This window comes from Variovorax sp. OK212 (genome assembly GCF_900112425.1).
Lineage (GTDB): Bacteria > Pseudomonadota > Gammaproteobacteria > Burkholderiales > Burkholderiaceae_C > Variovorax.
Window position 1 is genome coordinate 62020 of record NZ_FOLP01000002.1, and the last position, 17510, is coordinate 79529.

At 66.8% G+C, this 17510-nt stretch carries 18 protein-coding genes; 13 read left to right on the forward strand and 5 right to left on the reverse strand.

Translation table 11 applies throughout. The features are described 5' to 3' along the window. Positions 1 to 65 precede the first annotated feature (65 nt). The gene (locus BM004_RS06905; protein WP_093213001.1) at positions 66 to 377 is read right to left on the reverse strand and encodes a putative quinol monooxygenase; all 312 of its coding nucleotides are present in this window, start codon (positions 375 to 377) and stop codon (positions 66 to 68) included. Between the two features lie 114 nt (positions 378 to 491). Between BM004_RS06905 and BM004_RS06910 the strand changes: the two genes are divergently transcribed. Next, positions 492 to 1454, forward strand: a complete 963-nt coding sequence (locus BM004_RS06910; protein WP_093128738.1) for a GlxA family transcriptional regulator — start codon at positions 492 to 494, stop codon at positions 1452 to 1454. 98 nt (positions 1455 to 1552) lie between these two features. Here the strand turns inward: BM004_RS06910 and aceA are convergent, their stop codons facing one another. After that, positions 1553 to 2884 (reverse strand): isocitrate lyase, encoded by a 1332-nt coding sequence (aceA, locus tag BM004_RS06915; RefSeq protein WP_093128659.1) that lies wholly within the window; start codon positions 2882 to 2884, stop codon positions 1553 to 1555. A gap of 206 nt (positions 2885 to 3090) precedes the next feature. Then, positions 3091 to 3510: a gamma-glutamylcyclotransferase family protein gene (locus BM004_RS06920; RefSeq protein WP_093212136.1), complete on the reverse strand. Its 420-nt coding sequence runs from the start codon at positions 3508 to 3510 to the stop codon at positions 3091 to 3093. A 40-nt stretch (positions 3511 to 3550) separates the two neighbouring features. Between BM004_RS06920 and BM004_RS06925 the strand changes: the two genes are divergently transcribed. Beyond that, positions 3551 to 4486 carry a DMT family transporter gene (locus BM004_RS06925; RefSeq protein ID WP_093128657.1) on the forward strand — a complete coding sequence of 312 codons (936 nt, stop codon included), beginning with the start codon at positions 3551 to 3553 and terminating at the stop codon, positions 4484 to 4486. 155 nt (positions 4487 to 4641) lie between these two features. After that, positions 4642 to 5106 carry an SWIB/MDM2 domain-containing protein gene (locus BM004_RS06930; protein WP_093128656.1) on the forward strand — a complete coding sequence of 155 codons (465 nt, stop codon included), beginning with the start codon at positions 4642 to 4644 and terminating at the stop codon, positions 5104 to 5106. A 40-nt stretch (positions 5107 to 5146) separates the two neighbouring features. On the opposite strand, the gene BM004_RS06935 is transcribed toward BM004_RS06930, so the two are convergent. After that, positions 5147 to 5920 carry an AraC family transcriptional regulator gene (locus BM004_RS06935; protein WP_256219820.1) on the reverse strand — a complete coding sequence of 258 codons (774 nt, stop codon included), beginning with the start codon at positions 5918 to 5920 and terminating at the stop codon, positions 5147 to 5149. Between the two features lie 121 nt (positions 5921 to 6041). On the opposite strand from BM004_RS06935, the gene BM004_RS06940 reads away from it, so the two are divergent. After that, on the forward strand, positions 6042 to 6368 hold the full coding sequence (locus tag BM004_RS06940) for a hypothetical protein (RefSeq protein ID WP_093212140.1): 327 nt from the start codon (positions 6042 to 6044) through the stop codon (positions 6366 to 6368). Here the strand turns inward: BM004_RS06940 and BM004_RS06945 are convergent. Further along, the gene (locus tag BM004_RS06945) at positions 6316 to 8058 is read right to left on the reverse strand and encodes a thiamine pyrophosphate-binding protein (RefSeq protein ID WP_093212142.1); all 1743 of its coding nucleotides are present in this window, start codon (positions 8056 to 8058) and stop codon (positions 6316 to 6318) included. The genes BM004_RS06940 and BM004_RS06945 overlap by 53 nt on opposite strands. Before the next feature lie 94 nt (positions 8059 to 8152). On the opposite strand from BM004_RS06945, the gene BM004_RS06950 reads away from it, so the two are divergent. The 9 genes from BM004_RS06950 to BM004_RS06990 all read left to right on the forward strand — a co-directional run bounded on the left by BM004_RS06950 (position 8153) and on the right by BM004_RS06990 (position 17456). Continuing rightward, positions 8153 to 8815, forward strand: a complete 663-nt coding sequence (locus BM004_RS06950) for a TetR/AcrR family transcriptional regulator (RefSeq protein ID WP_093128652.1) — start codon at positions 8153 to 8155, stop codon at positions 8813 to 8815. A 228-nt stretch (positions 8816 to 9043) separates the two neighbouring features. Then, positions 9044 to 10000, forward strand: coding sequence for a tripartite tricarboxylate transporter substrate binding protein (locus tag BM004_RS06955; RefSeq protein WP_256221533.1), 957 nt, complete (start codon positions 9044 to 9046; stop codon positions 9998 to 10000). A 39-nt stretch (positions 10001 to 10039) separates the two neighbouring features. Next, positions 10040 to 10813 (forward strand): ABC transporter permease, encoded by a 774-nt coding sequence (locus BM004_RS06960; RefSeq protein ID WP_093212144.1) that lies wholly within the window; start codon positions 10040 to 10042, stop codon positions 10811 to 10813. 54 nt (positions 10814 to 10867) lie between these two features. Continuing rightward, on the forward strand, positions 10868 to 11878 hold the full coding sequence (locus tag BM004_RS06965; protein ID WP_093212146.1) for an ABC transporter substrate-binding protein: 1011 nt from the start codon (positions 10868 to 10870) through the stop codon (positions 11876 to 11878). Between the two features lie 57 nt (positions 11879 to 11935). Further along, positions 11936 to 12715 carry an ABC transporter ATP-binding protein gene (locus tag BM004_RS06970; protein ID WP_093212148.1) on the forward strand — a complete coding sequence of 260 codons (780 nt, stop codon included), beginning with the start codon at positions 11936 to 11938 and terminating at the stop codon, positions 12713 to 12715. Between the two features lie 11 nt (positions 12716 to 12726). Continuing rightward, entirely contained in the window at positions 12727 to 14157 is a 1431-nt protein-coding gene (locus BM004_RS06975; protein WP_093212150.1) for an enolase C-terminal domain-like protein, read from the forward strand. Positions 14158 to 14207: 50 nt separating this feature from the next. After that, positions 14208 to 15371 carry a Gfo/Idh/MocA family protein gene (locus BM004_RS06980; protein ID WP_093212152.1) on the forward strand — a complete coding sequence of 388 codons (1164 nt, stop codon included), beginning with the start codon at positions 14208 to 14210 and terminating at the stop codon, positions 15369 to 15371. 10 nt (positions 15372 to 15381) lie between these two features. Then, entirely contained in the window at positions 15382 to 16569 is a 1188-nt protein-coding gene (locus BM004_RS06985) for a dihydrodipicolinate synthase family protein (protein WP_093212154.1), read from the forward strand. Between the two features lie 8 nt (positions 16570 to 16577). Then, positions 16578 to 17456, forward strand: coding sequence for a sugar phosphate isomerase/epimerase family protein (locus tag BM004_RS06990; protein WP_093212156.1), 879 nt, complete (start codon positions 16578 to 16580; stop codon positions 17454 to 17456). Positions 17457 to 17510 lie beyond the last annotated feature (54 nt).

A 17510-nucleotide genomic window follows, 5' to 3' on the forward strand; every position in this document is an offset into this window, starting at 1 on the left:
TCATAACCAGGATGCCTTTCTCGCTCTTGTTGAGTGCGGAGTCCGCGATTCTAGCCGCTGCCCGCTCAGGCCGTGGGCGCGGTGTTCTTGAGCCCCAACACCTCGATGGGCTCGATCGACGGCGGCTTGGCGAACAGCTCGGGCGCCTTGGCCATCAGCGCCTGGGCAATCGGGCCGGTGAGGTGGGCCTGGCGCCCTGCCTCGTCCTCGAACGCGTCGAACACGCCAAAGGTGGTCGGGGACAGGCGCAACGCGAACCAGATCGGCGTGGTCTTCTCGTCGCGCGCCATCGCGAGGCCCGCTTCCAGGAACTTCTCGACGTCGCCTTCCTTGCCAGGCTTGGCTTCGAGGCGTGCGAACAGTGCGTACTTGATCATGCTCATCTCCTGAGTTGAACGGCGCGCGACATTGCGCGGCGTTGCCATGGACTCTAGGCACGCCGCCCCTCTGGAGCTATTGGCATTTTTGACATCTTTGATATCGTTATGGCCATGAAGATCGACGTACTCGCGCTCGACGGCGTGTTCGACACCGGCCTGTCCACGGTGCTCGACGTGTTCACCACCGCTAACGAACTGGCGGCCATGCTGCAGCTCGACGTGGCGCCGTTCGACGTCTCGGTGACGGGCGTTCGCAAGCGCGTGCGCACCTCGCAGGGTTTCACCGTGCCCGTGGCGCGCTCGCTTGGCACCGGCGCCGCCGATTGGCTGATCGTTCCCGCGCTCGGCTGCAAGATGCCCGACACGCTGGAGCCCGCCCTGCAGCGTGCCGACGTGCGCGATGCCTGCGCCGCGCTGAAGACGCGCTCGAACGAGCGAGCCAGCGTGGCGGCGGCATGCATCGGCACCTTCGTGCTCGCCGAAGCCGGCGTGCTCGACCACCACAAGGCAACCACGACCTGGTGGCTGGCCACGCTGTTCCGCCAGCGCTACCCGGCCGTGCAGCTGGAAGACTCGCGCATGCTCGTCAGCTCCGGCCACCTGGTCACCGCCGGCGCGGCGCTGAGCCATGTCGACATGGCGCTGTGGATCGTGCGCCAGGCGAGCCCCGAGCTCGCCACGCTGGTCGCGCGCTATCTCATCGTCGATTCGCGGCCGTCGCAGTCGGCCTATGTCATCTCCGACCACCTGTCGCACTCCGACCCGCTCGTGGAGCGTTTCGAGCGCTGGGCCCGCGGGCGCCTGGCCGACGGCTTCTCGCTCGACGAAGCCGCGCAGGCCGCGGGCACCAGCAAGCGCACGCTGGCCCGGCGCATGCAGCAGGTGCTGGGCAAGAGCCCTCTCTCGTACGTGCAGGATCTGCGGGTCGAACGCGCGGTGCACCTGCTGAAGACCAGCGACAAGAGCCTCGAGCAGATCGCAGGCATGGTGGGCTACGCCGACGGCGTCACGCTGCGCACCCTGCTGCGCCAGCGCCTGGGCCGCGGCGTGCGCGAAGTGCGCCTCGAGGCCTGACCCGAACAACAGAGCAGGCGCCCGCACGAAAAAGCCCGGCACATGGCCGGGCTTGAAAGCGGCAGCGAAGCCGCTGCCGTGGAACCGATCCGCGAGGATCAGTGGAACTGTTCTTCTTCGGTCGAGCCCGACAGCGCCTTCACGCTGGACGAGCCGCCCTGGATCACGGTGGTCACGTCGTCGAAGTAACCCGCGCCGACTTCCTGCTGGTGCGACACGAAGGTGTAGCCCTTTTCGCGCGCGGCGAACTCGGGTTCCTGCACCATGTTCACGTAGTGCTTCATGCCTTCGCCGCGAGCGTAGGCGTGGGCGAACTGGAAGGTGTTGAACCAGTTGATGTGGATGCCGGCCAGCGTGATGAACTGGTACTTGTAGCCGAGTGCGGCCAGGTCTTCCTGGAACGAGGCGATCTGCTTGTCGTCGAGGTTCTTCTTCCAGTTGAACGAGGGCGAGCAGTTGTACGAGAGCAGCTTGCCGGGGCAGGCAGCGTGCACGGCTTGCGCGAATTCGCGGGCGAAGCCGATGTCCGGCACGCCGGTTTCGCACCACACCAGGTCGGCGTAGGGCGCGTAGGCCACGCCGCGGCTGATGGCTTGCTCCAGGCCGTTCTTCACGCGGTAGAAGCCTTCCTGCGTGCGCTCGCCCGTCAGGAAGGGCTTGTCGTTGGCGTCGTGGTCGGACGTGATCAGGTTGGCGGCTTCAGCGTCGGTGCGGGCCAGGACGATGGTCGACACGCCCAGCACGTCGGCGGCGAAGCGCGCGGCAATCAGCTTCTCGCAGGCTTCGTGCGTCGGCACGAGCACCTTGCCGCCCATGTGGCCGCACTTCTTCACGGCAGCCAGTTGGTCTTCGAAGTGCACGCCGGCGGCGCCCGAGGTGATCATGTTCTTCATGAGTTCGAAGGCGTTCAGCACGCCGCCGAAACCGGCTTCGGCGTCGGCCACGATCGGCAGGAAGTAGTCGATGAACTCCTTGTCGCCCGGGTTCACGCCACGGCCCCACTGGATTTCATCGGCGCGGCGGAAGGTGTTGTTGATGCGGCGAACCATCGTCGGCACCGAGTCGTACGCATACAGCGACTGGTCGGGGTACATGCTTTCCGAGGTGTTGCCGTCGGCGGCGACTTGCCAGCCCGACAGGTACACGGCTTCCAGGCCGGCCTTGGCCTGTTGCATGGCCTGGCCAGCGGAGATGGCGCCGAACGCATTCACGTAGCCCTTCTTGGAGCCGCCGTTGATCTTGTCCCACAGCTTCTCGGCGCCGCGCTTGGCCAGCGTGTGCTCGATCGGGAAAGAGCCGCGCAGACGCACGACGTCGGCAGCGCTGTAGCCGCGCTTGACGCCCTTCCAACGGGGGTCGGTGGCCCACTCTTTTTCGAGTGCGGCAATTTGCTGTTCGCGGCTCAGTTGTTCTGTGAGGGTCTGGGGCATGGTCACTCCGTGAGGTTGGTTGAAGATTTGGCGTTGCGGCCGTGGAGTTACTTTAATCCGCACTCAGACTCTTATGTCTTATAGAAGACATATTTTTCACCAAACAAAATCAACAAGTTACGGAGATATTTCTCAATGCAAAATTATTTTTCTCATATTGAGAAAAAATATTGCGGCGCAGCAGCCGCAGATTTCGCAATGCGCAATCAATCTTTCGGTTGTGAAAACAGGCCCTCGCCAGGATCACACGCCGCATGCGCAATCCAATCGCCGCTGCCGATCACGCGCCGCCCAGCAATGCGCGACGGATGGATCTCATAGACCAGGCAATCGAGCGGCTGCCCGTCGACCTCCACGCGCACACGCCGCTTGATGTATTCACCGGAATCGTCGTCCGCGACTTCCTCGAGCACATCGAGCGCAGCCTCGACCGAGGGCTCGACCGCATACACCTCGCCCGTCACCCGCCCTGCGCCGCCCAGCACGACACCCGGATACGCACCCAGGTCGTACAGCGTGCCGGCAACGCTCGCCTGGCCGACCCACACGGGCAGCGGCCTGTAGCGCGCGATGTCGTTGCGCCCGCCGCGGCGCAGCGTGCCGTAAACAAAAACGTGGGGCATCATCGAACCGCCTTCTCCGCAACAACAACAGAACTTCAGTCTATTGAACTCCGCCGCCCCCGCATCAGGCCGTCTCGTGGCCTACGGCTGCCTGGCCTTGAGCATGTCGCTCGTCGGCGCCTACGTCGCCCTCTCCAAGCCCCTCGTCGTTGCGTTTCCGGTGCTGCTGCTCGCGTGGCTGCGCTTCGGCATCGCCGCGCTGGCCATGCCGCACTGGCTCAAGCGCACGCCCGACGAGCCGCCGATGACACGGCGCACGCGCGGCCTCGTGTTCCTCGAATCGTTCCTCGGCAACTTCCTGTTCTCGATCTGCATGCTCTACGGCGTGAGCCTGACGAGCGCGGTGTCGGCCGGCGTGATCATGGCGTCGATCCCCGCCTGCGTGGCTGTTGCGAGCTGGCTCTTCCTGCGCGAACGCATCACCGCGCGCATCGCCATGGCCATTGCGTGCGCGGCGTTCGGCATCGGCCTGCTGGCGCTTTCACCGGCGCACGCGAGCGCGCATGCCACGGCATCGCCCTCCGCCATGCAGTCGTCGCTTCCCTGGCTCGGCAACCTGCTGGTGTTCTGCGCGGTGCTCTGCGAGACGGCCTACGCGGTGATCGGCAAGTCGCTCACGGGACGCCTGGGGCCCAAGCGCATCGCCTCGCTCATCAACCTGTGGGGCTTCGTGCTGTCGATGCCCTTCGGCATCTGGTTCGCGCTGCAGTTCGATTTCACCGCCGTGCGCCTGGGCACCTGGGCATTGCTGGTGGCCTATGCGTTGGCCGCGAGCATCTGGACGGTGTGGCTCTGGATGAACGGACTTCGCCACGTACCAGCGGCACAAGCGAGTGTCTTCACCGTGCTGCTGCCCGTCAGCGCGGCGCTCGTGGGCGTGCTCGTGCTGGGTGAAAACCTCTCCTCGCCACAGCTGCTTGCGTTCCTCATCGCACTCGTGGGCGTGGTGCTTGCGACCTGGCCCGCGCGCAGAACGTGAAAAAGGGAGCTTCTCCCCTCTGAAAAAACAACAGCCCCCAATGAAAAAAGCGCTTTTCCCCTTGGAAACGCGTTTTTTCTCCTTTAGCATCCGCAATGCCACTGGAGACGCAAGTTTTTCATTGGTGAACGTTCAACCAAAAAAGGAAATCAACCATGGCAACTGCAAAGAAAGCTCCGGCAAAGAAAGCCGCCGCTCCCGCGAAGAAGGCTGCTGCTCCGGCAAAGAAGGCCGCTGCTCCTGCGAAGAAGGCTGCTGCTCCGGCAAAGAAGGCCGCTGCTCCCGCGAAGAAGGCTGCGGCTCCGGCAAAGAAGGCTGCTGCTCCTGCGAAGAAGGCCGCTCCCGCAAAGAAGGCTGCTCCCGCCAAGAAGCGCACGCCCAACGCCGCGTTCATGAAGGCCCTGACCCCCAGCCCGGCACTCGCCGCTGTGGTCGGCTCGACGCCGCTGCCGCGTACCGCCGTCGTGAGCAAGCTGTGGGACTACATCAAGAAGAACAACCTTCAAGACAAGGCCAACAAGCGCAACATCAACGCCGACGCCAAGCTGAAGGAAATCTTCGGCAAGGCCCAAGTGTCGATGTTCGAACTGGCCGCGCTGATTGGCAAGCACGTCAAGTAAGCGTTCGGGAGCCTCGCGATCCTGAATCAGGAAGCCCGCTTCATGCGGGCTTTTTTTTCGCCTGCAAGGCGCTCTGCGACGCCTCTCTTCCCTCTTCGAAGAAGCGTGCCGGCGTGCAGCCGAAGTGCTTGCGGAAGGCCTCGATGAAGGCGCTCACCGAGCTGTAGCCCACCGTCAATGCCACCGCGGTCACGCTCCCGCGCAGGCTCAGCAACTCCACCGCCTTGAGCAGGCGCGCCTGCTGGCGCCACTGCGCGAAGCTCAGGCCCGTCTCGGCCGCGAAGCGGCGCGTGAGCGTGCGGCGCGCCATGCCGATGCGATCGGCCCAGTCGTCGATGCCGTCCGCAAGCGCCGGTTCGTTCGCCAGCGCGGCAGCCATCGCGGCCAGGCGCCTGTCTTGCGGCATGGGCAAGTGCAGCGACTGCGGCCCGCTCGCCGCCAGCTCGTCGATCAGCACGCCCACCAGGCGCGCGCGGCGGGGCTCCAGCAGCGCATCGGATGGGTCCAGCGAGATCAGCCGCTCCAGCAGCCCGCCGAGCAGCGGCGTGACGGCGAACACATGCGGCCCGTCAGGCAACACCTGCGCCGCCTGCGCGTCGATGTGCAGGCTCCAGCCCGCCGTGGCGCCGAAGCTCTGCGCCGCATGCGCGCAACGCGGCGCGATCCAGCCGATCCATCCCGGCGGCTGCACCCAGCGGCCCGACGGCGTCTCGATGACCTGCAGGCCCTCTCGCAACGCGAACAGCTGCCCGGTCTCGTGCGCGTGGTAACCGGTGACGCGCGGCGCCTCGTACGTGGTGAGCCAGAGCTTCACGGGCGCCTCAGCCGCCATGGCTGGCCCGCCGGCGGCATCGATTGGCCCCGCGCCGCAAGCCGCCGAGTGCCCCGCTGCCTAGCATCGAGTCCATCTTCAACACGCCACTCAAGGAGCATCCATGAAAGCCCAGGACATCATTCCCGACGGACAGGACTTCACCATCATCGGCGGCCGCACCGTGCGCAAGGGCTCGGTCGGCGCCTTCCTCGCCAATGCGCGAATCCTCGAGGACGCGAGCGCCTCGGCCGAAGACAAGCAGTCGGCCCGGCAGGACCTGCACGCGCTCGTGCCCACGCTCGACGCGCTCGGCCTGTTCGACGTGTTCGAGTTGCGCTCCACCACGCTGCGCGAGGAGCTGGAAGAGGCTCGGGCCCGCCACCATGGCGCCGCGCTCAGCCCTTCGCCTGCTGCTGCTGTTGTTGCTGCAGCTTCGCCGAGCGCGTGATCGTGCCCAGCGTGCCGCGCGTGCTGATCACCTCGGGGTCGAGCGGAATCTCGATCAGCGTGCCGGTGTCGGCCGCCAGCGCGCGCAGCAGCGCGGCTTCGAACTGCGCGGTTTCCGTCACGCGCTCGGCCGCATAGCCGTAGGCGCGCGCAAGGCCGCAGAAGTCGGGGTTGCGCAGCGCGGTGCCGCTCGTGCGTTCGGGGTATTCGCGCTCCTGGTGCATGCGGATGGTGCCGAACATGCCGTTGTTCAGCAGCACGACGATGCTCTTGCCGCCGTGCTGCGAGGCCGTCGCCAGCTCCTGCCCCGTCATCAGGAAATCGCCGTCGCCGGCAATCGTGAAGGCCACGCGCCCCGTCGCGAGGTTGGCCGCGATGCCCGCAGGCACGCCGTAGCCCATCGCGCCGCTGGTCGGCGCCAGCTGCGTCTTCGCGCCCTTCGTGAGGCCGTGGTATCGAAAGTAGCGGTGCACCCAGCTCGCGAAGTTGCCCGCGCCGTTGGTGATGGCCGCATCGGCTGGCAGGTGCTTCTGCAGCAGCGCAACCACCGCCGCCATGTCGACCGGCCCGCGCGGCGTCTCGGCCGGCATGCCGGCCAGCGCCTGCGGCACGAGGTTGGCCTCGTAGTCGGCATGCGCCTGCAGCGTCCACTCTTCCCACGGCAGCGTCGGCGGCGCGCTCAGCACCTCCAGGCTGCGCGCGGCGGCGCTCATGCCGGCGTTGATGGCCAGGTCGGCCTGGTAGACGCGGTTGAGTTCTTCCGCGCTCGCGTGGATGTGCACCAGCGTCTGCTTCGCCTTGGGCGCTTCCAGCAGCGTGTAGCCGCCCGTCGTCATCTCGCCCAGGCGCGGGCCGATCGCCAGGATCAGGTCGGCGTCCTTCACGCGCTGCGCGAGCTTCGGGTTGATGGCGATGCCGACGTCGCCCGCGTACAGCGGGTGATGGTTGTCGAAGGTGTCCTGGAAGCGGAAGGCGTTGGTCACCGGCAGGCGCCAGTTCTCGGCGAAGCGCTGCAGCGCCTGCGCGGCCTGCGTCGTCCAGCCGCCGCCGCCGGCAATCACCAGCGGGCGCTGCGACTTCAGCAGCAGCTCGCGCAAGGTGCGCAGCGCGCCGGGGTCGCTCCACGGCTCGACGGCCTCGACGCGCTTCAGGGGCCGCGCGGCCGTCTCGCTGCGCAGCATGTCTTCCGGCAGCACCAGCACCACCGGGCCGGGCCGGCCGTTCATCGCGGTGGCGAAGGCGCGCGCGATGTATTCGGGAATGCGGTTCGCGTCGTCGATGCGCTCCACGCGCTTGGCGAAACCCTTGGTGCTCGGCCCGAAGAAGCTGGCGTAGTCGACCTCCTGGAAGGCCTCGCGGTCTCGGAAGTCGCTGCCGACGTCGCCCACGAAGAGCACCATCGGCGTCGAGTCCTGGAAGGCGTTGTGCACGCCGATCGACGCATTGGTCGCGCCCGGCCCACGCGTCACGAAGCACACGCCCGGCCTGCCGGTGAGCTTGCCGTGGGCCTCGGCCATGAAGGCCGCGCCGCCCTCCTGGCGGTTGACGATGAAGCGCGCGCGCTCGCGGTAGGCGTGGAAGCCGTCGAGCACCGCCAGGAAGCTTTCGCCTGGCACGCCGAACGCCATCTCCATGCCTTGTTCGATCAGGCACTCGACGATCAGGTGGCCCGCGGGTTGTGATGTACTCATGAGAAGTAGAACCTCAGCTGCAAATGTCTTCGGCAATTATGTGCGCCCCCTCTCCATGTCTTGCGTTAATTCACCAATTGGTTAAATTCGCGCCATGAAGGCCCCCAAGGACCCCACACCCCCCGCCGAAAGTCTCGAACCCCGCTCGCGAGACGCCGACCGCTCGCAGCTCGCCATCCTCGCGTCGGCGCGCGACGAGTTCTCCGCGCGCGGCCTCGCCGGCGCGCGCATGGACAGCATCGCCGAGCGCGCGGGCCTCAACAAGCGGCTCATCTACTACTACTTCGGCAGCAAGGACGACCTGTTCCTTGCCGTGCTGGAGCGCGTGTACGCCGACATCCGCGCGGCCGAGCAGCGCCTGCACCTCGACGAGATCGAGCCTGTCGAGGCCATCCGCCAGCTGGTGTCGTTCACCTGGCACTACTACCTGGAGCACCCCGAGTTCATCACGCTGCTCAACAGCGAGAACCTGCACGGCGCGGCGCACCTGAAGCGCTCCGAGCGCATCCAGGAGATGAACTCGCCGCTGGTGCAGCTGCTGGACACCGTGCTGGAGCGCGGCAAGAGAGACAACCTCTTTCGCGCCGGCGTCGACCCGGTGCAGCTGTACATCTCCATCGCGTCGCTCTGCTACTTCTACCTCTCGAACAACCACACGCTGTCGGCCATCTTCGGGCGCGACCTGCGGGCACCCAAGGCGATGGCGCAACGCCTCTCGCACATGACCGACCTCGTGCTGGGCTACGTCCTGCACTGACCGGCACGCGCCCCGCTCCGGGGCGCGCTCTCACCTCCCTTCTCTCTTTCGCTCTCCGGGTATTCACTAGGCAGCCGCCGTTGACGCTGCGGCGCAGCCGTTCCTAAAATCGGTAATTCACTCATTGGTGAATTGATCGATCAAGAAAGCGGCCCGGCCGCGCGGAGACAAGACTTGAAGCCCTTTGCAAAAACCGCCAGCACAGGACGCACCGCCGTCCTTGCCTCGCTGACCTGCATCGCCGCCGTGCTCTCGGCCCTGCCGGGCCTCGCCGCCGCGCAGTCCGGCTACCCGACCAAGCCGATCCGCGTGATCGTTCCGTTCGCTGCCGGCAGCACCACCGACATCATTGCCCGCGCCATCACCGACAAGATGAGCGTCAGCATGGGCCAGACGCTGGTCATCGACAACCGCGGCGGCGCCAGCGGCACCATCGGCCAGCAGGCGGTGGCCACCGCCGCGGCCGACGGCTACACGGTGATGATCCATTCGTCGTCGCACACGGTGAGCCCTTCCACCTTCGCCAAGCTGCCCTTCGACACGGTGCACGACTTCGCGGGCGTCACGCCCATCTCGTCGCTGCCCAACGCGTTGGTGATCTCGCCCGGCAAGAACATCAAGACCCTGCCGCAGCTGCTGGCCGCGGCGCGCGCCAAGCCCGGCAGCATGAATTTCGCTTCCGCCGGCCAGGGCAGCGCCACGCACCTGAACGCCGAGAAGTTCAAGATGGCCGCGAAGATCGATGCGACCAACATTCCCTTCAAGGGATCGGGCGAGGCCGTCACCGAGGTGCTCTCGGGCCGCGTCGACTACTACTTCTCGCCCATTGCGCCGGTCATCGGCCAGATCAAGGAAGGCCAGCTGCTGGCGCTGGCGGTGGGTTCGCCCAAGCGCGCCGCCGCCCTGCCCGACGTGCCCACCACCACCGAGGCCGGCGTGCCCGGCTCGGAGTTCAACTTCTGGATCGGGATGATGGCGCCCGCCAAGACGCCGCGCGACATCGTCGACCGCCTGAACGCCGAAGTGGCGAAGGCGCTGGCCACGCCCGAGGTGAAGGAGCGCTTCGCCAAGCTCGGCGCCGACCCCTGGACGCTCAAGCCCGCGCAGTTCGACGCCTACATCAAGGAAGAGATCGCGAGCAACGCCGAACTCGTGAAGGCCGCCGGCCTCTCCGTCCCGCAGTAAGCACACAGCCCCCCCAAGAAGAAAGCCCCGGTCCCCGCCATGCTCCGCAAGCTCCTGCTCTCCCCGGCCCTGCGCCCGTTCATCCTCATCTTGCTGCTGCTGGTGCTGTGGGACCTGGCGATCCGTCTCTTCAGGATCCCGGCCTACCTCGTCCCCCCGCCGTGGGAGGTGGTGAAGCAGCTGGTGGCCGAATGGCCGCGCCTTTTGGCCGAAAGCTGGAAGACCACGCTCGCCACGCTGGGCGGCTTCGGCCTGACGATCCTGATCGGCATTCCGATGGCGATGGTCATCGCCTACTCGCGCGTGGTGGAATCGTACGTGTACCCGCTGCTGGTGTTCTCGCAGAGCATTCCCAAGGTGGCGATTGCGCCGCTGTTCGTGGTGTGGTTCGGCTTCGGCATCTTCCCGAAGGTCATCAGTGCCTTCCTGCTGGGCTTCTTCCCGGTGGTGGTGTCCACGGTGATGGGCTTCAAGTCGGTCGAGCCCGACATGCTCGACCTCTCGCGCTCCATGGGCGCGAGCCGGCTGCAGACCTTCTTCAAGATCAGCCTGCCGCAAGCGCTGCCGCAGATCTTCAGCGGCCTGAAGGTGTCGGTCACGCTGGCCGTGGTGGGCGCGGTGGTCGGTGAATTCGTCGGCTCCAACTCGGGCATCGGCTACGTGCTGCAGGTGGCCAACGGCAACTTCGACCTGCCCCTGATGTTCGCCGCGCTGGTCGTGCTGTCGAGCATCGGCGTGATCCTGTTCGTGGCCGTCGACCTGGTCGAGCGCGTGATGATTCCCTGGCACGCCTCGCAGCGCCACGCCCACTGAGTTCCTCCCCGTTTCAAGTTCCTTCGCAAAGCCAACAACTCCTGGAGACAAACCATGAAGAAACTGCTTCCGTCGCTGCTCGCCGTCGCGGCCCTGGCCACACTCACCACCTTCGCCGTCGCACCTGCCCACGCCCAGGCTGAAAAGCCCAAGGACAAGGTCACGCTGATGCTCAACTGGTACCTGTACAGCGAGCACGCGCCCTTCTTCCTGGGCAAGGAAAAAGGCTTCTACGCCGAGGAAGGCATCGACCTCGACATCCAGGAAGGCCGCGGCTCCGCCGTCACCGCGCAGGCGGTGGCCGCCAAGTCGGCGACCTTCGGCTACATCGACGTCACCACCATGATCAAGGCCGCCGCCAAGGGCGCGCCGCTGAAGTCGACCGGCGTGCTGTTCCAGGTGAGCCCGATGTCGGTCATGGGTTTCTCCGAGAAGAACATCAAGACGCCCAAGGACATCGTCGGCAAGACCGTGGCCGTGACACCGGGCGACTCCATGTCGCAGATGTGGCCGCTGTTCCTGAAGGTCAACAACATCACCGCCGACCAGGTGAAGATCGTCTCGGGCGACGGCCAGACCAAGCTCAATGCCGTGACCAACGGCCAGGCCGACCTGCTGCTGGGCTACGTGATGGACCAGGCCATCAAGCTGCAGGACGCCACGGGCAAGCCGGTGACGCCCATCCGCTTCGCCGACTCGGGCGTGAACCAGATCAGCTCCGGGATCATCACCAACAAGAACCTGCTGACCGAGAACCCCGACCTGGTGAAGCGCTTCATGCGCGCGTCCACCAAGGCCGCCGAAGCCGCCGAGAAGAGCCCCGAAGCCGCGGTCGACGCCATGCTGAAGGCCAACGCCAAGGCCGGTGTGCGCGACACGCTGATCGTGGGCATGAAGCAGAGCGTGGCGCTTTATCACACGAAGGAAACGGCCAACCAACGCCCGTACCGCGTGAGCATGAAGAACGTGAGCGACTCGCTCGACCTGCTGGTGCAGTACGGCGGCATGGACGCATCGACGCGCGGCAAGCCCGAAGACTACGTGACGCTCGACTTTCTTCCCTGATCGCCTGCCGCCATCCTGAACCCGCGCGCTCCCTGCCTGTCACCTCTCACGCATTCCATGTCCCAAGTCAACCTGATCGAAGCGCGCGGCGTCTCGAAGATCTACCCCAGCAAGGACGGCCCGGTCGAGTCGCTCAAGCCGCTCGACTTCGCCATCGCGCAAGGCGAGTTCGTCTCCGTCGTCGGCCCTTCGGGCTGCGGCAAGAGCACGCTGCTGAAGATGGTGGCGGGCCTGCTGCCCATCAGCGGCGGCAGCCTCACGCTGGCGGGCAAGCCGATCGTCGGCCCGCAGAAGGACGTGGGCATCGTGTTCCAGAGCGCGGTGCTGCTGCCCTGGCGCAGCGTGGAAGACAACATCCTGCTGCAGGCCGAAATGCGCCACCTGCCCAAGGAAGCGTCGCGCAACCGCGCGCGCGAGCTGATGGCCATGGCCGGCCTGAAGGGCTTCGAGGGCAAGTACCCCTGGCAGCTGTCGGGCGGCATGCAGCAACGCGCGTCGATCTGCCGCGCGCTGCTGCACGACCCGTCGGTGCTGCTGATGGACGAGCCCTTCGGCGCGCTCGACGCCATGACGCGCGAGAAGATGAACCTGGAGCTGCAGCGCATCTGGATGGCGTCGAAGAAGACGGTGATGCTCATCACCCACAGCATTCCGGAAGCCATCTTCCTGTCGGACCGCGTGATCGTGATGAGCGAGCGGCCAGGCTCCATCGCGGCGGTGTACGACATCGACCTGCCGCGCGCCCGCACGCTCGACATGATGGCCTCGCCGGAGTTCGGCGCGTACACGAAGCTGGTGCGCGCGCATTTCTTCTCCCAAGGCATCCTGGACCACTGAGGGCACCGGCCATGGACGCGACCCGTTTTCACGTCGAGGAGATCCGCTTTGCCGAGCGCAACGTGGCGCTGCGGCTGCCGTTTCGCTTCGGCGCCGCCACCGTCACGGCCTGCCCGCAGGTCTATGTGAAGGCGCGCATCCGCCTGGCCGACGGCCGCACGGCCGAGGGCTGCGCCGCCGAGATGATGATTCCCAAGTGGTTCGACAAGAACCCCGCGCTCACCAACGAACAGAACTTCGAGCAACTGCGCTTCGCCCTGCGCGATGCGCGCGAGGCCTACACCGCCGAGCCCGACGCGCAGACCGCGTGGACGCACTTCGCCTCCAACTACGCCGCGCTGCAGTCGCGCGCCAAGGCCAAGGGGCTGCAACCGCTGGTGGCCAGCTACGGCCCGGCGCTGATCGACCGCGCCCTGCTCGACGCGCTGTGCCTGCACAAGGGCGTGGGCTTTGCGGCGGCGATGAGCAGCAACCTGAGCGGCATCGACATCGCGGGCAGCGGCCTGGCCGACGACCTCGCCGGCTTCGACATGCCCGCCTTCCTGGCAAAGCAGTCGCCGCGCACGCGCATTGCCGCGCGCCACACGGTGGGGCTGGCCGATGCCATCGACGACGGCGAAGCGCTGCCCGACGCCCCCGCCGACGGCCTGCCCGCCACGCTGGCGGGCGCCGTGCGCCGCTACGGCCTCACGCATTTCAAGCTCAAGCTGTGCGGCAACACCGCGCAGGACATCGACCGGCTGCAGCGCATTGCCCGCGTCATCGACGGCCACGCCCAGCTCGTGACGCTCGACGGCAACGAGCAGTACGCCGACGCCGGCGACTTCGCCGTCTTTCTCGACCGCATGCTGTCCACGCCCGTGCTGTGGAAGCTAGCGCAGAAGACGGTGTTCGTCGAGCAGCCCATTCGCCGTGATGCGGCGCTGCAGCGCGACGTGTCCGCGCTGGGCAAGCGCATTCCGCTGCTCATCGACGAGTCCGACGCCACGCTCGACGCCTTCGTGCAGGCCCGCGCACTGGGCTACACAGGCGTGTCGAGCAAGAGCTGCAAGGGCTTCTACAAGTCGGTGATCAATGCCGCGCGTTGCGCGCAGTGGAACGCAGGCAGCGAAACGCCGCGCTACTTCCTCTCCGGCGAAGACCTCACCATGCAGGCCGGCATCGGCGTGCAGCAAGACCTGGCGCTGGTCGCCTGGCTCGGGCTGTCGCACGTGGAGCGCAACGGCCACCACTACGTGAACGGCCTGGCCGCAGCGCCAGAGGCCGAGCAGCAGGCCCTGCTGAAGGCCCACCCGGGCCTGTACGAACCGAGCGACGGCGCCGTGCGCCTCGCCATCCGCGAAGGGCAGCTCGACCTGTCCTCGCTCGCCGATGCACCTGGCTTCGCCACCGGCAAGCCGGGCGCCGGCATCTCGTGGGACGCCATGCGTTCCGTCTACTGAAGCACAGCTTCTCCCCGCCTTATCTCTCTCGCATCTCAAGGAAGAAAACGATGGCCACCCAACGTCTCGGAATCATCATGCACGGCGTCACCGGCCGCATGGGCATGAACCAGCACCTGATCCGCTCCATCTGCGCCATTCGCGCGCAAGGCGGCGTGACGCTGTCGAACGGCGACAAGGTCATGCCCGACCCGATCCTCATCGGCCGCAACGCCGAGAAGATGGAGGCGCTGGCCAAGGCGCACAACATCGCACGCTGGGGCACCGACCTCGACAAGGCGCTGGAGAACAAGGACGACACCATCTTCTTCGACGCCGGCACCACGCAGATGCGCCCCACCCTGCTGGCCAAGGCCATCCGCGCCGGCAAGCACGTGTACTGCGAGAAGCCGATTGCCACCAACCTGAACGAAGCCGTGGAAATCGCGCGCCTGGCCGAAGGCTCGGGCCTGAAGCACGGCGCCGTGCAGGACAAGCTCTTCCTGCCCGGCCTGCGCAAGCTCGACATGCTGCGCCGCGCCGGCTTCTTCGGCCGCATGCTCAGCGTGCGCCTGGAGTTCGGCTACTGGGTGTTCGAGGGCGACCTGCAGCCCATCCAGCGCCCGAGCTGGAACTACCGCAAGGAAGACGGCGGCGGCATGATCCTGGACATGATGTGCCACTGGCGCTACGTGCTGGACAACCTGTTCGGCGAGGTGAAGTCGGTGTCGTGCATCGGCGCCACGCACATTCCCAAGCGCTGGGATGAAGAAGGCAAGCCCTACGAGGCGACGGCCGACGACGCTGCCTACGCCACCTGCGAACTCACGGGCCACAACGGCGAGCCGGTCATCGCGCAGATCAACATGAGCTGGGCCACGCGCGTGCGCCGCGACGACCTCGTGACCTTCCATGTGGACGGCACCGACGGCTCGGCCGTGGCGGGCCTGTCGAGCTGCCGCGCCCAGTCGCGCGTGGCCACGCCGCGCCCGGTGTGGAACCCCGACGAGAAGCAGACCATGAACTTCCTCGACCAGTGGCAGGAAATTCCGGACTCGCAGGTCTACGACAACGGCTTCAAGATCCAGTGGGAGCACTTCATTCGCCACGTGGTCGAGAACGCCCCCTACCGCTGGACGCTGCCCGAAGGCGCCAAGGGCGTGCAGCTGGTCGAGGCCGCGCTCGAGTCGTGGCAGGACCGCCGCTGGGTCGACGTGCCCACGCTGAAGGTCTGAGGCACACGCCATGGCTCTTTCGCTGACCCTCCCCACCGCCGCCGGCACGCTCGCGCCGTACACGCTGCGCGGCACCACGCCCGCCAAGCCCGATGCGGGCGTGACCTTCAACCGCATCGTCTACTCGGCCGCCCACGTCGTGGCCGACCCGCTCGCGGCCATCGACCCGTGGCTGCAGTGCGCGGTCGACTGGGACACCACCATCGCCTACCGCCGCCACCTGTTCTCGCTGGGTCTGGGCGTGGCCGAGGCCATGGACACCGCGCAGCGCGGCATGGGGCTGGACTGGCCCACCTCGCTCGAGCTGATCCGCCGTTCGCTCGACGCCGCGAAAGACGTGCCCGGCGCGCTGGTCGCCTCGGGCTGCGGCACCGACCACCTGAACATCGACGACGTGAAGAGCGTCGACGACGTGATTCGCGGCTACGAGGAGCAGATGGCCGCCATCGAGGCACTCGGCGGCAAGCTCATCGTCATGGCCAGCCGCGCGCTGGCCCGCGTGGCGAAGAGCCCGGCCGACTACGAGCGCGTGTACGACCGCATCCTGAGCCAGGCGAAGCAGCCGGTGGTGCTGCACTGGCTGGGCGACATGTTCGACCCGGCGCTGGCGGGCTACTGGGGCACGAAGGACGTCGACGCGGCCATGGACACCGCGCTGGGCATCATCGCGGCGCATCCCGACAAGGTCGACGGCATCAAGATCTCGCTGCTCGACAAGGACAAGGAAATCGCAATGCGCCGACGCCTGCCCAAGGGCGTACGGATGTACACGGGCGACGATTTCAACTACGCCGAGCTGATCGCGGGCGACGGCTTCGGCGACGAGCCGACGCACGGCAAGAGCGATGCGCTGCTGGGCATCTTCGACGCCATCGCTCCCGCGGCCAGCGCTGCATTGGGCGCATTGGCCCAAGGCAACACCGAGAAGTTCCACGCGATCCTCGGCCCCACGGTGCCGCTGTCGCGCCACATCTTCGCGGCGCCCACGCGCTTCTACAAGACCGGCGTGGTGTTCATGGCCTGGCTCAACGGCCACCAGAAGCACTTCACCATGGTCGGCGGCCAGCAGAGCACACGCTCGCTGCCCCACTTCGCCGAACTGTTCCGGTTGGCCGACGCGGCCAACCTGCTGGAGCAGCCCGAGCTCGCGGTGCGGCGCATGAAGACGCTGCTGGCTTTGCACGGCGTCGAAGGCTGAGGCAGGCCATGCGCGATTTCTCGCAGAACCACGACTGGCTGTCGATCAACACCGCCACGGTGCGCAAGCAGTCGGGCACCGAGGTGCCGCTCGACCGCATCATCGACCAGTGCGCGGAGCGCGGCATCCGCGCGATCAGCCCATGGCGCGACCAGGTGGCGGCCGTCGGCCTCGACAAGGTCGCGAAGCAGTTGAAGGCGCACGGCATGGGCCTCTCGGGCTACTGCCGCGGCGGCTTCTTCCCCGCGCCGGACGCCGCGGGCCTGAAGGCCGCGCTGGACGACAACCGCCGCGCCATCGACGAGGCGAAGACGCTCGATGCGCCTTGCCTCGTGCTGGTGGTTGGCGCACTGCCCGGTGCGCTCGACGGCAAGGCCGCGTACACCGACATCGGCCGTGCGCGCTCAGAGGTGCGCGACGGCATCGCCGCCTCGCTCGAATACGCCCGCGAAGTCGGCATGCCGCTCGCCATCGAGCCCCTGCACCCGATGCAGGCGGCCGACCGCGCGTGCATCAACACGCTCGAACACGCGCTCGACATCTGCGACGAACTCGACGCGGGCAGGAGCGGCATGCTGGGCGTGGCGCTCGACATCTACCACGTGTGGTGGGACCCGAAGCTGCAACAGCAGATCGCGCGCGCCGGCCGTGAGCGGCTGTTGGCGTACCACGTGTGCGACTGGCTCACGCCGACGCGCGACCTGTTGAGCGACCGCGGGATGATGGGTGACGGCGTGGTCGAGCTGAAGAAGATCCGCGGCTGGGTGGAAGACGCGGGCTTCGCGGGGTTCAGCGAGGTCGAGATTTTTTCGAACCTTGATTGGTGGCAGCGGTCGGGGGCTGAAACGCTCGGCGTTTGTATCGAGCGGCACAAGAAAGCCGTGTAGGCGGCTTGCTGTTCTTGTTGGGGCATGTTCGTTCGGGGGCGTGCCCTGAACAAT

What these genes read in the sequence shown, in the direction of transcription:
- BM004_RS06975 (WP_093212150.1), top strand. Translation starts at nt 12,727, where the DNA reads ATGGACGCGACCCGTTTTCACGTCGAGGAGATCCGCTTTGCCGAGCGC.
- BM004_RS06910 (WP_093128738.1), top strand. Translation starts at nt 492, where the DNA reads ATGAAGATCGACGTACTCGCGCTCGACGGCGTGTTCGACACCGGCCTG.
- BM004_RS06980 (WP_093212152.1), top strand. Translation starts at nt 14,208, where the DNA reads ATGGCCACCCAACGTCTCGGAATCATCATGCACGGCGTCACCGGCCGC.
- BM004_RS06965 (WP_093212146.1), top strand. Translation starts at nt 10,868, where the DNA reads ATGAAGAAACTGCTTCCGTCGCTGCTCGCCGTCGCGGCCCTGGCCACA.
- BM004_RS06985 (WP_093212154.1), top strand. Translation starts at nt 15,382, where the DNA reads ATGGCTCTTTCGCTGACCCTCCCCACCGCCGCCGGCACGCTCGCGCCG.
- BM004_RS06950 (WP_093128652.1), top strand. Translation starts at nt 8,153, where the DNA reads ATGAAGGCCCCCAAGGACCCCACACCCCCCGCCGAAAGTCTCGAACCC.
- BM004_RS06930 (WP_093128656.1), top strand. Translation starts at nt 4,642, where the DNA reads ATGGCAACTGCAAAGAAAGCTCCGGCAAAGAAAGCCGCCGCTCCCGCG.
- BM004_RS06940 (WP_093212140.1), top strand. Translation starts at nt 6,042, where the DNA reads ATGAAAGCCCAGGACATCATTCCCGACGGACAGGACTTCACCATCATC.
- BM004_RS06945 (WP_093212142.1), bottom strand. Translation starts at nt 8,058, where the DNA reads ATGAGTACATCACAACCCGCGGGCCACCTGATCGTCGAGTGCCTGATC.
- BM004_RS06960 (WP_093212144.1), top strand. Translation starts at nt 10,040, where the DNA reads ATGCTCCGCAAGCTCCTGCTCTCCCCGGCCCTGCGCCCGTTCATCCTC.
- aceA (WP_093128659.1), bottom strand. Translation starts at nt 2,884, where the DNA reads ATGCCCCAGACCCTCACAGAACAACTGAGCCGCGAACAGCAAATTGCC.
- BM004_RS06905 (WP_093213001.1), bottom strand. Translation starts at nt 377, where the DNA reads ATGATCAAGTACGCACTGTTCGCACGCCTCGAAGCCAAGCCTGGCAAG.
- BM004_RS06970 (WP_093212148.1), top strand. Translation starts at nt 11,936, where the DNA reads ATGTCCCAAGTCAACCTGATCGAAGCGCGCGGCGTCTCGAAGATCTAC.
- BM004_RS06920 (WP_093212136.1), bottom strand. Translation starts at nt 3,510, where the DNA reads ATGATGCCCCACGTTTTTGTTTACGGCACGCTGCGCCGCGGCGGGCGC.
- BM004_RS06990 (WP_093212156.1), top strand. Translation starts at nt 16,578, where the DNA reads ATGCGCGATTTCTCGCAGAACCACGACTGGCTGTCGATCAACACCGCC.